Below are 13,885 nucleotides of genomic sequence, written 5' to 3' on the forward strand. Positions count from 1 at the left end.
AGTCATCACCGATTTTATTTTTGATTATAACATATTCATCATACTTAACTGAATAGTCTGTCACATTATTTTAAATAAATGAAAGCGATTCCTTTTATCACTGAAAGTATATTGAAATATTATGAAAAAATATCCATTTTTATCATTTTGTTCCTTGTTATTCCTAACAAAAATGGCCCATCTGGGTAATAGAAATTAAACCGAAATTTCAGAATAATAATAACATAACAAATTCATTGTGCTGCTTTAAAATCCGTAATGCACAAAAAGGGAGTGGATGAAAGAATGACAAAAGTTTATAAGCTGTTTATTGGGGGAAGTTGGGTTGATAGTAATTCTGGAAAAACCTTTAAGTCGATAAACCCGGCCACTGGTGAAATCAATGGAATAATCTCTGAAGCAGATGAAGGGGACGTCCATCAAGCCGTTCAAGCAGCTCGTAAAGCTTTTGAATCGGGTGCATGGGCGAGTATGTCTCCTGGAGATCGAGGCAGATTGCTTTATAAAGCGGCTCAAAAAATGTGGGAAAAGCTAGACTTCCTTGCTGAACTCGAATCCATGGATAATGGACTTCCTATTAATGAAACAAAATACATTGCCATGCCTGCAACCATTGATGTTCTTGAATTTTATGCCGGTCTTGCTAATAAAGTTCAAGGGGATACATTTGCTTCACCCTCCAATCGATTTAACTATTCTTTAAGAGAGCCGTTAGGTGTAATTGGGGCAATCGTGCCTTGGAATTTTCCGCTTATGCTTACGATGTGGAAGCTGGCACCAGCACTTGCAGCTGGTAATACCATTGTGATTAAACCAGCTGAGGAAACCTCCATCAGCATTTTAGAACTTGCAAAAATCTTTCAAGAGGTGGGCATTCCAGATGGGGTTTTGAACATTATCCCCGGAACAGGACCTGTCGCGGGTAATGCATTAGTATCGCATCCTGAAGTAGATAAAATTGCCTTTACAGGTTCGACTGAGACAGGCCGCCTGATCATGCAAACTGCCAGCCATAATTTGAAACCGGTTTCACTTGAGCTGGGCGGTAAGTCACCGAATATTGTGTTTAATGATGCCTCTCTTGAAGATGCCGTTAACGGTTCCATGTTTGGAATTTATTTTGCACAAGGTCAAGTATGTGCAGCAGGTTCGCGCTTATTTGTTCAGGACGGGATTTATGATAAGTTTATGGATTTATTTTTTAATAAAGTTCAATCGATACGCATTGGAAATCCCCTTGATGCAACCACTCAAATGGGGCCGCAAGTATCTGATAAACAACTTAAAACCATTGAACACTATGTAAGCTGTGGACTAGAAGAGGGGGCCAGGTTAGTAACAGGCGGTAAACGTTATGAAAATGCTGGCAGTGGTTATTATTTTTCACCGACTATTTTTGAAAACGTAACAAATCAAATGAAGATTGCCCAAGAAGAGATTTTCGGCCCAGTTGTATCCGTCATTCGTTTTAAAGATGAAGAGGATGCGCTTTTAAAGGCAAATGATACTGTGTATGGCTTGGCATCAGGAGTTTGGACAAATGATCTTCAACGGGCACATCGCATGGCGCGTGGCCTAAAATCCGGAACGGTATATGTGAACACGTATAATATGCTGGATAGTACGACTCCTTTTGGCGGCACAAAGCAAAGCGGGTTTGGCAGAGAGTTAGGAGTGCAGGCAATGGATATGTATACCCATACAAAAAGTGTATGGATCGATTTGAATAAAAATGGATTAAATTGGTACGGAGTATAAATCAGTCTGTATTCAAGGATGTAAATATGTTTGTGAGAAGTTGATTGAGCGGAAGGTGCGAGACTCCTGCGGGAGCAGAGGGACAGGTGAGACCCCACAGGCGCAAAGCGCCGAGGAGGCTCACCGCCCGCCCCGCGGAAAGCGAGCATCCTGGAGCGGAAATCAACCACTCTTCTTCTTGGATAAATAGCAACAAAGCTTACGAAAAAACAAAAATCTTTTAGAAAACAGCCTTATTCAAATAGCGCTATTATTCTAGTAAAACGCACAAAATGGGGAGGTATTTATGAAAAAAAGTAAACTTGTACCTATTATTCTTACAACCGCTTTAGCTGTTTCTGGAGGAGTTGGTTTCTATCAGCATCATCAAACAGCGGAGGCCGCAGAAAGTGCAAAGGTAAATTCTGTTCAAAAAAAAGTTCCCTATAATCCTTTAAATCCTTTAAGCGCAGATGAAATCAATTTGGCACGTACTATTCTCAAGCAGCAGGGCTATATCAAAGCAAACACTCGTTTCCAAGAAATAAGCTTAAAGGAACCAAACAAAGAAGCGGTAAAGAACTGGAAACAGGGAAAAAAGCTCCCTCGGCAGGCAGCGATTATTGTCATGCAGGATAATCATATAAAAGAGGGACTCGTAGATTTAGGGGATAAAAAGGTCTTATCCTGGAAGGAAATGAAGGGTGCGCACGGTATGATCCTCGCGGATGACTGGGCAACCGCACAAAAGGCTATTCTCGCTAGTAATGAATATAAAAAGGCTCTGTTAAAACGGGGAATAAAAGATTTTTCTAAAGTTATTGCTACTCCTTTAACCGTTGGTTATTTTGGTCCGAAAGATAATAGTGCGGATCCAAATAAAAAATTATTAAAAAGTGTGGCTTACTTAGATACAGGAGACGGGAATTTCTGGGGACACCCTATCGAGAATCTTGTTGCCGTCATCGATTTGGATAAAAAGAAGGTGATTCAAGTTCAGGATGAAGGCGTGATACCGGTCCCAATGAAAAACACCTCTTATGTCATGAAGGATAATGCTAGTAAGCGCGAGCCGGCTAAACCTCTTAATATTGTGCAGCCAAAGGGTACAAGCTTCCACGTTAATGGGAATGAAGTCAAATGGCAAAATTTCACCTTCCACTTTCGCTTGGATCCGCGTGTAGGCCCTGTTATTAATACCGTTACCTATAATGATCATGGAAAAATAAGAAAAATCATGTATGAAGGCAGTCTTGGCGGAATGACCGTCCCTTATGGAGATCCAGATGTCGGTTGGTATTTCAAATCATATATGGATTCCGGGGAATATGGTGTAGGGAATTTAGGCAGACCTCTTGTGAAAGGTTCGGACGTACCAGCAAATGCTAAACTGTTCGATGCTACTTTGGTTGACTACCAAGGGAAGCCGTATGTATCACATAATGTGATGGGCATATTCGAGCGTGAGGGCGGTCCTGAATGGACACATAATGATTTTGTTACAGGCACTTCGGAGAGCAGGGATCGACGAGAATTGGTTCTTCGTTTCATCACGACTGTAGGGAATTATGATTATATATTTGATTGGGTATTCCAGCAAAACGGGAATATTGAAATCGATAGTGGTGCTTCAGGTATTGAAGCGGTTAAAGCTGTGAAGAGTAAGACGATGCACGACAGTACGGCCAAACAAGATACACGAAATGGGACATTGCTTGATCAAAATCTAGTCGGTGTATACCACCAGCATATTTTTAATTTCCGGCTTGATATGGATGTAGATGGGGAGAAAAACAGTGTGGAGAAAATAACCCCTAAAGCTCAAAGTGTTACCGACAAATCGTATCCTTATCGCAATAGTGAAATGGTTGTCGGCAAAACTATCTATAAAAAGGAATTAGATGCAGCACAGAAATGGACTGACCCTAGCAAACTCATACTGGTTACGAATAGTGAAAAGGAAAATAAGCAAGGGTATCCGACGGGTTATCAGATTATCCCTTATGCTGGCGGTACCCAGCCATTTGCTGAAAACCTGCTGTTTACGAGTGATTCCTATCTTGCGAAGCGAGTCGGTTATGCAGGAAAACATGTTTGGGTAACACCTTATAATGAAAATGAACTATATCCAGAAGGGAAATATATCAATCAGAGTACGAAAGAAATCGGCCTGGGATTGTGGACGCAGCAAAATCGACCAATTGAAAATACGGATGACGTTGTTTGGGTCACAACTGGAATTACCCATATTCCAAGAGCGGAAGAATGGCCAATCATGCCAACAGAATGGGTATCCCTATTATTGAAACCATATAATTTCTTTGATCAGACCCCAACTCTTGATTTGCAAAAACCGAACAGCAAGTAATAAAGAATTCGAATGGATATGATAATAATAAATCAAAAGCATCCATTTTTTAGGATGCTTTTGATTTAGAAGGTGAAATGATGATAAAAATTGAAAATCTCAAGCAAAGCTACCTGGGAGTTCCAGTGATAAAGGGATTAAACCTTGAAATCCAAAAAGGAGAATTGGTATTTTTACAAGGAAGTTCAGGGTCAGGGAAAAGTACCTTTTTAAAAATACTAAATGGGTATACCGAGGACTTCGGGGGAGAAGTATGGATCGAAAATGTTTCCATTAGAAAAATGAAAAAATTTGAATTAAGACGCATAACTGGTACAGTCTACCAATCTTTCGAATTGCTTGAGAGAAAAACGGCTTTCGAAAATGTTTGCTTAGCCGGTGAAGTATTAGGGAAAAGTCAGTCTGAAATCATGGGGCGGGCCAAGGAGCTTTTTGAACAGGTGGGCTTGAGAGGAAAGGAGGAACGGTATCCGGCACAACTATCAGGAGGAGAACAACAAAGGGTAGCGATTGCTCGTGCCTTACTTAATAAACCGAAAATATTGCTTGCTGATGAGCCAACGGGAAATCTGGATCCGGAAAATGCATTCATGATCATGCAGCTATTTTCACAAATTAATCAGCAACACGGTCTCACAATGCTAATCGTTACACATTCAAAAGAACTAGTCAAAACGTTTCCAGGTAGAAAAATACGAATGGAAGGGGGGATTATAAGAGAGCTATGAATATCTTAATCTATAGTTTGCGTGACGTTAGAGAGGGAATCAAACGAAATGCTGCAGCTGCCATAGCAACGATTTTACTGGTATTTATCTCTCTATCCATTTCAGGCAGTTTTTTATTAATGAAAACAGGTTTGGATAATGTGACCAACTTTCTAAGTTCCCAAGTGAAAATAAAGATATTTGTAGATCCTTCCGTTAATACACAAGAGGTAGCGCAAATTTTGAGAACAAAGGGCTTTACTCAAAATATAACGATTGAAACAAAAGAAGAAACCTTAAATAATTTAAGGCAATTTTTTCAGGGGAAGTCTTACTTATTTGATTCTTTTAAAGACAGCCATTTACCAGATACCATCCTGCTGGATTTAAAAGATAAGAGCGAAATTGACACAGTTGCAAAAGGATTAAAATCGATTAAAGGGATTACAGATGTCATTTATGCTCAAACATATGCTCATACCATCCTTTCGTGGTCGAGCAAGATCAATCGATATGGACTGATTGTTTTAGCCCTTATGATTGCATGTTCCTTTTTAACCGTTCATGTCGCCGTTCATTTGGGTTTATACCAACGGCAAAAGGAAATACAGGTCAAACTATTACTAGGTGCAAAAGTCTCTCATGTTCGGAATCAAATTTTGTTTGAGGGCTTTCTATTAGGTTTGATCGGAAGTTTATTCGCTAGTAGTACTTTATTTTTACTCTATGAATATGTTTTGTATCAATTACAGATGAAATTTTATTATATTTTTACTTTTAGTATTCAAAATATGAATTTGATTATGCTTTCTCTTATCGCATGTGGAGGAGCGATTGGATTATTAGGAAGCTACTTTGCAACAAGAAAGATGTTGAAAAATGGCTAAATTTATTATCGGACTTCTCACATTTTTTCTGGTATTGATTGCTGCGTCTCAAACGAGCGCTCATGTTTTAGGTGTTTTCAAAGAGTTTCTAGTCGGCATAAATGAAAACACAACCCAACAATTAAAAAATGAAATGCAAAAAACCAAAGTCGAAATTGAACAATTAACACCACAGGTGCAGGAAATGCAAAAGGGATATGCCCAGCAACAGGAGTTGGCTGCAGATAAATTAATGTTCTATAACTCAATTGGTATGGATGCTTATTTGAACTTTATTTTTCAATCCAATCAAATTGAGGATGTCTTAGCGAACAAAACGATTATCCAAAAAAAAATAAAGAATGACCTGCAAGATCTTAATGATCTTTACTATCAATATATGCAATTGAAAGTGACGAAGGAATCGCTAGAAGGAGAAACACAGCTATTAGGTGCCATTCAAGAGAATTTAAATGCAAGGAAACAAATACTCGATCATTATGGACGTTTAAGTCCGCTTCAACTAGCAGATAAAGTCGGGCAATATTGGGACATTGTCCGTATCTTTTTGCAGGGTGATCTGCTTTATGACAATCGTTTACTATCTAAAAATTTAAAGGACTTTGTTACACAAAAAACGGCAACTTCTCCCTACCGCATAGAGGAAACGATGTTAAATCAAAAATGTAAGGTGACGTATTTTATCCGTTCTGATCATATTTATGTTCATTATCATACCGATTATGATGATTTGATCTTAATTGGAGTGATGGCGATGGACAATCAAAACACAGCCAGTTTAAAGATCGAAGCTGGTTTTATCGATGGATTTATGATTCCGAATGGTGAACTAAAAGATCTCAAAGCTCTATCTATTAATCTTGCAGTTCTAAGCAAAGGCTCGAAAAACTTTTATGTTGAACAAACGAATGGAGCCATTGAGATTCAAAAGGCAGAGGATGCCGGGGAATAAATAGGAAAAGGAATCTCACTCCAAACTACGATTCTGTATAAATAACATGATTAAAAGGAAGAAATAAAATGAAAAAAATGATTTCAATAATAGCTGTTCTATTTAGCGTCTCATTCCTATTTTCTTCAACCGCTTTAGCCCATATTACGAACGAAAAGAATATCTATGACGATATTCAATTTTCGAAAGTTCAAGAACAAATTGTGATCCTTCGAACGATTGGAGCCCTGGCTGCGCCGGAAGGAGTGAATTTATTTAAGCCACAAGAAAAACTGACACGTGCTGAGTTAGCTTATTATATCGCCACCTTTGATCATTTAGCGGATGATACGGCTAAAGAAGAAGTTTTTGAAAAAGCTGCACTTCAAAAAAAACGTATCATTAGTCTGGATGGTAATGCTACATATCAAGACGTAGATCAGGCATTCTTTGGCGGAAAAGCTCCTGATTCACATAAATCAAGTGAATTGACTCATGAAGACTATGTCCGTTATTTAAGCAGATTCTTAACAGAAAAGGTTGACGGAAAAACATTATATGACTTAGCTGGGGCAGCAAATGGACCAACAGGAACCATAAGCGATGTCAAAATCATTAAAGAGGGTACAGAAGATCAATACGTCATAACCATTGAGGGAATGAATTATAAAATAAATCCACATGGTAAAGTTTTGTATGGACCGGTTGATCTTCAGTCTTGGGGTGGGAAAAAAGTAGACCATTCTATTTTGGTTACCCACGATGGAGAGAAAGTAATTGGTTTAATTGTTTCCGCGAAAGGTCAGTTTGCAGACGATCAATTGGTAAACGATCACTCATCGATGGGGACTCACTCTATTACTTCAAAAGGAGAGGAAAAACCATTCCCGTTTGTTCCGATGGCAGGTGGAGGTATAGTTGTAATCCTTTTCGCTTGGATATTTGTCGTTAATCGGTCAAATAAGAAAAAACGAAAAGAGTTTCTTCAGTAAATTGAAAGACAAGTTGGTCTTAATGTTTAGACTATTGCACGAAATACAAAAGTGCAAGACCTCCAGTCACTAGAAGAAATAAATATCCAAAAGAGAACCGCCCTCATTTTCGCTGAACAATTTTGCGCAACGAACAAAAACAAGCACCTTCTACTTTTTAGAAGGGCTTGTTTTTGTTTATTGGTCAATTGGCAAGATCACTTTAAGCTCTGTCCCTTTGTTAGGGGAACTTTCAACCTGTATATCCCCTTTATGCATTTCAATGATTTTCTTTACAATCGAAAGCCCTAATCCACTCCCGCCATTTGAACGGTTCCTTGATGGGTCGGCTTTATAGAAACGTTCAAAGATATGCATCTGAACCTCTTTTGTCATCCCAATTCCAGTATCTTTAATCGTCACAGTAATCCTATCCGCAGCATTTTTAATTATTTCCACACCAATCTTCCCATTGTTTGGTGTAAATTTAATGCTGTTATGGAGTAAATTTATCCAAACCTGATCCATCAGCTCTTCATCGGCATTGATGGTTACTTTATTCAAGGAAACATCCATCTCAAGATTTTTATTTCTCCATTGCGGTTCATTCGAAAGGATGACTCTGCGCAATTGTTGATCTAAACGGTAGGATTTTGGTTCAAATGGCGGATGGTCGGACTCCAATGAAGTTAGCTTTAACAGATTATCGCTTAGCTTTGAAAGCCGCATGCTTTCCACCTCAATAATTTCGAGGTATTGCATGCGTTCTTCATCAGATAGATGATCACTTTTTAAGGCATGGGCAAATCCTGTTATGGAGGTCAGAGGTGATTGGATTTCATGAGAAACGTTGGAAATAAACTCCTGGCGCATTTGTTCCATTTCACCGAGCTCTGTTGCCATATGGGTAATACTCTCTGCAATTTCATTAAAGGGATGATTTCGATTCCCGAACTCTTTTTTATAAAATGAAAGATCAATATTAAAATTCCCTTGAGCCATCTTTGCCATCGCCTCAATCATTGGTCGCAAAAACAGACTCTGTTTTTCTTGAAAAAAACTAATTTTAGAAAAGCCATACATGATGAGTCCAAAGAGAAAAAATCCAAAAAAGGTATCGATCATCTGCATCTTATAGGAAGATAACTGATGGATGGGAAAGGCTTGGAAAAACCAGGGAGTGATGTAAAAAGCGGCTGTCCAGCATAAAAGTAATAGGAGTAAAATGGCTAAAACCTCGCCGCTTTTTTTTACCATCTTGATGATTTTCATTTTTTCACCTCTAAACGATAACCGAGCCCGCGAATCGTCGTAATTTTAAAAGGGCAGTTCACATCTGAAAAACGCTGTCGCAAACGTTTAATATGAACGTCCACGGTTCGCTCATCCCCTTCGTAATTATATCCCCAAATATCTTCAATCAACTGTTCTCTTGAAAATGTTTTGCCCGGATAGGCTGAAAATTTATATAAAAGCTCAAATTCCTTTAGAGGCAAGGTGATTTCGTTTCCACCATCAAACACTTGGTAAGTCGCGCGATCCAGCTCGATATTTCCAATATTCACCTTATTTGAGCGATTGATATGGTACCGTTTGAGTAATGCCTTTAACCGTGCTAACAGTTCAGCGGGATGAAAGGGCTTGACCAAATAGTCATCTGCCCCAAGCTCAAATCCTTTTACTTTTTGAGCTGTTTCTCCCTTTGCCGTCAGCATCAGGATGGGAAGGGAATCGGAATAATAGGATCTTATGTTCCGGCAGAAGTCCCAGCCATCCATGTTTGGCATCATAATATCAAGAATGATCAGATCGACTTTTTCGGCCTCGAGCAAGGATAACGCTTCTTTTCCATCCTGGGATTCTAAGATTGAAAAGCCTTCCTTGGACAAGATGACACCAACCAATTTGCGAATATGAGCGTCGTCGTCAACTATTAAGATTTTTGTCATGACATTCCATCCTTTACAAAGAAAAAATCTATAATTTACGTCTTTTTAGTATACTCCTTCTTTATGAACTGAATATGAATTAGAGAATTGATTAAAAGTTCATATTCAGTTCATAATGGCCTGTTACGATGTATGCAGTGAAAGAGGAGGAATGCATATGGAACCTATATACAGGAAAATGCCAAACAATGGGGATTGGGCTGTTGAGGCTCAAGGGCTATTTAAAAATTTTGGTGAAAATCGTGCTGTTGACGGCGTAAATCTAAATGTGCGTGCAGGTACGATTTATGGCCTGCTTGGTCCGAATGGGGCAGGTAAAACCACTACAATTAGAATGTTGGCAACCTTGCTTCGACCTGATGCAGGTTCGGCACGCATCTTTGGTCATGATGTAGTGAAGGAGTCCCAAATCGTACGTCAATTGATTGGGGTTACAGGTCAGTATGCCTCGGTTGACGAGTCGCTTAGTGCAACCGAGAATTTGGTTATTTTCTCCCGGCTGCTCGGGTTGGGAAGGGCAGAGTCCAAGCGGAAGGCAGCGGAGTTACTTGAGGAATTTGGATTAACGGAAGCAGCGAAGCGTCCGTTGAAAAATTTCTCAGGCGGTATGCGTCGCCGGCTGGATCTTGCGGCAAGTCTTATTGCACAACCGCCGCTTATCTTTTTAGACGAACCAACTACAGGGCTTGATCCTCGCACGCGAAATCAAATGTGGGATACCATCCGCCGATTGGTGCGTACTGGCTCAACAGTCCTTTTAACAACACAGTACTTGCAAGAAGCTGATGAACTGGCTGACAGGATTGCGGTGATCGATCGCGGCATCGTTGTCGCGGAGGGCACCGTGGATGAGTTGAAGGCATCAGTTGGAAAAACTTCGTTGCATCTTAGAATTCAAAATCCACTGGACAGCGAGAATGCCCGTCAAACCGTTGAACATGTGCTAAAGGCCAAGTCCAATGTGTCGTCGGAAGGCGGAAAGATTATTGCTCCGATGACGGATGCCGACCGGGTCACGGATCTCCTGATCGCTCTTCGCAAGGCGGGAATCCAGCTGGCGGAATTGAGTGTGCAGAAACCGACTCTTGATGAGGTCTTTTTGACGATTACAGGGCATGATGCGAATAGTACGCCTGAAAATTTCAATGAGGTAAGGGAGGTAGGAGTATGAATACATCCACTAAGCCTTTTGCCGATCGCCAGTTAAAAAACTATACCAGTTTGGGTCAGACCGTGCGAAATACTTTTACAATGGCCTATCGTGGTCTACTGAAGATTCGGCGAACACCCGAGCAATTATTTGACGTCACACTCCAGCCAATCATTTTTACTCTTATGTTTACTTACATCTTTGGAGGGGCCATCTCAGGAAATGTGAAGAGCTATTTGCCCGTTATCATACCCGGCATCCTTGTGCAGACCGTGATTACGACTTCCATTGTTACTGGGGTCCAGCTGCGTGAGGATATGGATAAAGGCGTATTTGACCGGTTCAAGTCACTTCCGATTGCGCGGATTGCTCCGCTGGCGGGAGCGTTGTTGGCAGATACAATCCGGTATACCATTGCGACCGTACTTACTTTTACCATGGGGTATATCATGGGTTATCGTCCGGATGGTGGATTGGGTAACGTTTTCATTGCAGGGGTGCTTGTCATTGTATGTTCCTGGGCCATCAGCTGGATATTTGCCTTTTTCGGTGTGATTGCACGTACTGCTTCAAGTGTTCAGGGGATATCAATGCTCGCCCTGTTCCCGCTTACGTTTCTTTCTAATGCTTTTGTGCCGGTTAAGACTATGCCAGACTGGCTCCAATGGTTTGTGAAAATGAATCCAATCTCACATCTTGTAACTGCCGTCCGTAATCTTGCCAACAATGGAAAAATTGGTTGGGATTTTACAATATCTCTTATTGGAGCTGCGGTAATTTTAGCAATCTTTGCACCAATCACGGTCCGCGCCTATATGCGGCGGACGTAGATACTCGAATCTTTGCTAGATTATTTTAGGTAAATAAAAAAACACTGCAACCCTTGGTACATAAAAGAGTTGCAGTGTTTTGCATAATAATGGGTATACTATAGATAAGTTGTTTAATATGTTTTAGTTTAATATGGTTACCTTTAGGTGTTTTACCCCAAAATTGATTGCATCGTGTTCAGAAGGGATAAAGACATCAATTCGATTTCCTTTAATCGCTCCGCCAGTATCTCCGGCGATCGCTTCCCCATAGCCTTCTACATACACTTTACTACCAAGTGGGATAACCGATGGGTCAACGGCGATGACCTTTTGATTTGGATTTGCTTTAATGTTCATTCCAGTTGCCGTAATGCCGGAACATCCCTCACATGAGGCTGTATAAGCTGTAGCTTTCACTGTAATTTCTTTAGAACTTGAATCACTTTTTGTTTCAGCTTGTACCGCAGGTGCGCTTTCTTTTGGTTCAGGTGCAGCTTTTACTGCAGGTGCGCTTTCCTTTGGTGCTGGTGCTACTTTTACTGCAGGTACACTTTCCTTTTGTGTTGATTCAGTTTTAAATACAGGTGCATTTTCCTTAGAATCTTGTAAAGCAAGGTCCATTGTTTTTCCTGTTACAGCAGTATTATTCGTATTTATGCCATCAAAGATTAATAGATTTAATCCAGGATGGATGAGATCGGTATTTAAATGGTTCCATTCTTTAATTAACGAAACCGATGTATGATGCTCCGTGGCGATATCCCATAATGTGTCATCTTGTTTAACTATATAATGTTTCTCTGGTGCAATGGCTAGTTTATCTCCAGGATAAATAAGATCGGTAGTAAGATGGTTTAACATTTGAATATTTTCTACTGATGTATTATGTACGCGTGATAGATCCCAAAGGGTATCCCCTTTTTGTACAGTAATGGTTGCAGCTGACACATTAGCACTTACAGTTACTGAGAGTACAGCAACTGCTATCAATGATATAATTTTTTTAAGCATTCTTTTACCCTCCGTTTTCTTTGGTTGCTAAGTTTTCATAATCGTAACATGAAATTTTCTGAAACAAAGAACAGAGAGATGTTAATTAGATTACCAACGTGGCATTTATATTGCGATAATATGTCGGAAATAGTTGAATAATCTGAAAGTGGTGATTTTTGAAGGCACTTAATGCAAAAAGCCCAATTGAGGAAATAGGAATGATAAAGATAAAGTTATTGAGAATTTGGAACGAAGTGATAAATGGGCAAAAAAATAAAAGGTATTCTTCTATTTGTTTATTAGAAAAATATCCTTTCATCTATTTAACCACTCTTTCAGTGATAATCTCATGATCAAAAGTATAACAAATAATAAATTCCTTCAAACGAATTTCCCTTTCTATCATTAAGTTTGTGTAATAAGTTATTGATCGATGACACATCCAGGTCTGATTCAAGGGGGCATCTGGTAAAATTATTTCTTCTCGACTTTTACGATGCCCTTTCCCAAATTATCCTTTTCAAAATAACATATGACCTCATCATGAACTTTTATCTTTTCACCCGAAACGATGTTTTTAGAAGAAAAACGAATCCCTGTCCCGTTATCGCCTTTTCCGTAGTAGTTATTCCCTTTAATATTGGTAATCTTGTATTCCTTTGTAATGTACTGAGAGGAACCATTACCTTTAGAAATTGAATTGTTAACTGGATTGGCTGTGTGAACTTTAACGAATAGTAATGCTACTAAAATGGATGAGAGCACAACAAGAATGATAGCTTTTTTAAACATGGTATCTTACCTCCATTATGTATTTTAAGATAGGAAAGTGGAAAGTAAATCCTACTTTTTTCCTTTGTCCTTATACCTACCTCAATCCTATTATCCATCATAGCAGTTTCTTAAGAAGGGGGATAAGTTATTTTTAAACTGTTGACATAAGTGAATTAATCTAGTAATATTACTTCTTGTCACTAACAGAAAATATTAAACTTCAAAAAAACAGTTGAATTAATTAAATGTTTCTGTTATCATAGTTTATGTTGCTTTTTTAAGAAATTTTTCTTAGAAAAGTAATTGACGCTTTATGAGTGAGATGGTATACTATAAACCTTCTCGAAAAAAATGCTCTTTGAAAACTAAACAAACAAAAACGTCAACAAACAATAATAACCATGTTTCTTCTATTATATAAAGAACATGAGCCAACGTAACAAATGAGCTATATCAGCTTTCTTGGAGAGTTTGATCCTGGCTCAGGACGAACGCTGGCGGCGTGCCTAATACATGCAAGTCGAGCGAATCAATAGGAGCTTGCTCCTGTTGGTTAGCGGCGGACGGGTGAGTAACACGTGGGCAACCTGCCTGTAAGACTGGGAT

General features: G+C 39.4%; 12 protein-coding genes and 1 rRNA gene. 9 read left to right on the forward strand and 4 right to left on the reverse strand.

The window, feature by feature from the left end:
• Positions 1–285 precede the first annotated feature (285 nt).
• The 6 genes from E2K98_RS28010 to E2K98_RS28040 all read left to right on the forward strand — a co-directional run bounded on the left by E2K98_RS28010 (position 286) and on the right by E2K98_RS28040 (position 7,622).
• Positions 286–1,758, forward strand: a complete 1,473-nt coding sequence (locus E2K98_RS28010) for an aldehyde dehydrogenase family protein (protein ID WP_133339993.1) — start codon at positions 286–288, stop codon at positions 1,756–1,758.
• Between the two features lie 286 nt (positions 1,759–2,044).
• Positions 2,045–4,105 (forward strand): copper amine oxidase, encoded by a 2,061-nt coding sequence (locus tag E2K98_RS28020; RefSeq protein ID WP_133339995.1) that lies wholly within the window; start codon positions 2,045–2,047, stop codon positions 4,103–4,105.
• Positions 4,106–4,185: 80 nt separating this feature from the next.
• On the forward strand, positions 4,186–4,833 hold the full coding sequence (locus E2K98_RS28025; RefSeq protein ID WP_133339997.1) for a cell division ATP-binding protein FtsE: 648 nt from the start codon (positions 4,186–4,188) through the stop codon (positions 4,831–4,833).
• On the forward strand, positions 4,830–5,699 hold the full coding sequence (locus tag E2K98_RS28030; protein WP_133339999.1) for a cell division protein FtsX: 870 nt from the start codon (positions 4,830–4,832) through the stop codon (positions 5,697–5,699). Before E2K98_RS28025 ends, E2K98_RS28030 begins: the two co-directional genes overlap by 4 nt.
• Entirely contained in the window at positions 5,692–6,651 is a 960-nt protein-coding gene (locus E2K98_RS28035; protein WP_133340001.1) for a coiled-coil domain-containing protein, read from the forward strand. Before E2K98_RS28030 ends, E2K98_RS28035 begins: the two co-directional genes overlap by 8 nt.
• Positions 6,652–6,719: 68 nt before the next feature.
• Positions 6,720–7,622: a hypothetical protein gene (locus tag E2K98_RS28040; RefSeq protein WP_133340003.1), complete on the forward strand. Its 903-nt coding sequence runs from the start codon at positions 6,720–6,722 to the stop codon at positions 7,620–7,622.
• Between the two features lie 177 nt (positions 7,623–7,799).
• Here E2K98_RS28040 and E2K98_RS28045 read toward each other — a convergent pair whose 3' ends face one another.
• Together E2K98_RS28045 and E2K98_RS28050 are read right to left on the reverse strand one after the other, a co-directional pair.
• Positions 7,800–8,873, reverse strand: coding sequence for a sensor histidine kinase (locus E2K98_RS28045; protein WP_133340005.1), 1,074 nt, complete (start codon positions 8,871–8,873; stop codon positions 7,800–7,802).
• A complete protein-coding gene (locus E2K98_RS28050) occupies positions 8,870–9,550 on the reverse strand; it encodes a response regulator transcription factor (protein WP_133340007.1) in 681 nt (226 codons plus the stop codon). Before E2K98_RS28050 ends, E2K98_RS28045 begins: the two co-directional genes overlap by 4 nt.
• Before the next feature lie 157 nt (positions 9,551–9,707).
• Here E2K98_RS28050 and E2K98_RS28055 point away from each other — a divergent pair, with 157 nt between their 5' ends.
• The gene (locus E2K98_RS28055) at positions 9,708–10,721 is read left to right on the forward strand and encodes an ATP-binding cassette domain-containing protein (RefSeq protein WP_133340009.1); all 1,014 of its coding nucleotides are present in this window, start codon (positions 9,708–9,710) and stop codon (positions 10,719–10,721) included.
• Positions 10,718–11,530: an ABC transporter permease gene (locus E2K98_RS28060; RefSeq protein ID WP_133340011.1), complete on the forward strand. Its 813-nt coding sequence runs from the start codon at positions 10,718–10,720 to the stop codon at positions 11,528–11,530. The genes E2K98_RS28055 and E2K98_RS28060 overlap by 4 nt, the downstream gene beginning before the upstream one ends.
• A 123-nt stretch (positions 11,531–11,653) precedes the next feature.
• On the opposite strand, the gene E2K98_RS28065 is transcribed toward E2K98_RS28060, so the two are convergent.
• Positions 11,654–12,523 carry a 3D domain-containing protein gene (locus E2K98_RS28065; protein WP_133340013.1) on the reverse strand — a complete coding sequence of 290 codons (870 nt, stop codon included), beginning with the start codon at positions 12,521–12,523 and terminating at the stop codon, positions 11,654–11,656.
• Between the two features lie 456 nt (positions 12,524–12,979).
• A complete protein-coding gene (locus E2K98_RS28070; RefSeq protein ID WP_133340015.1) occupies positions 12,980–13,297 on the reverse strand; it encodes a hypothetical protein in 318 nt (105 codons plus the stop codon).
• 441 nt (positions 13,298–13,738) lie between these two features.
• Here E2K98_RS28070 and E2K98_RS28075 point away from each other — a divergent pair.
• Positions 13,739–13,885, forward strand: a 16S ribosomal RNA gene (locus E2K98_RS28075); the annotation flags it as partial.

The organism is Bacillus salipaludis, assembly GCF_004358205.1.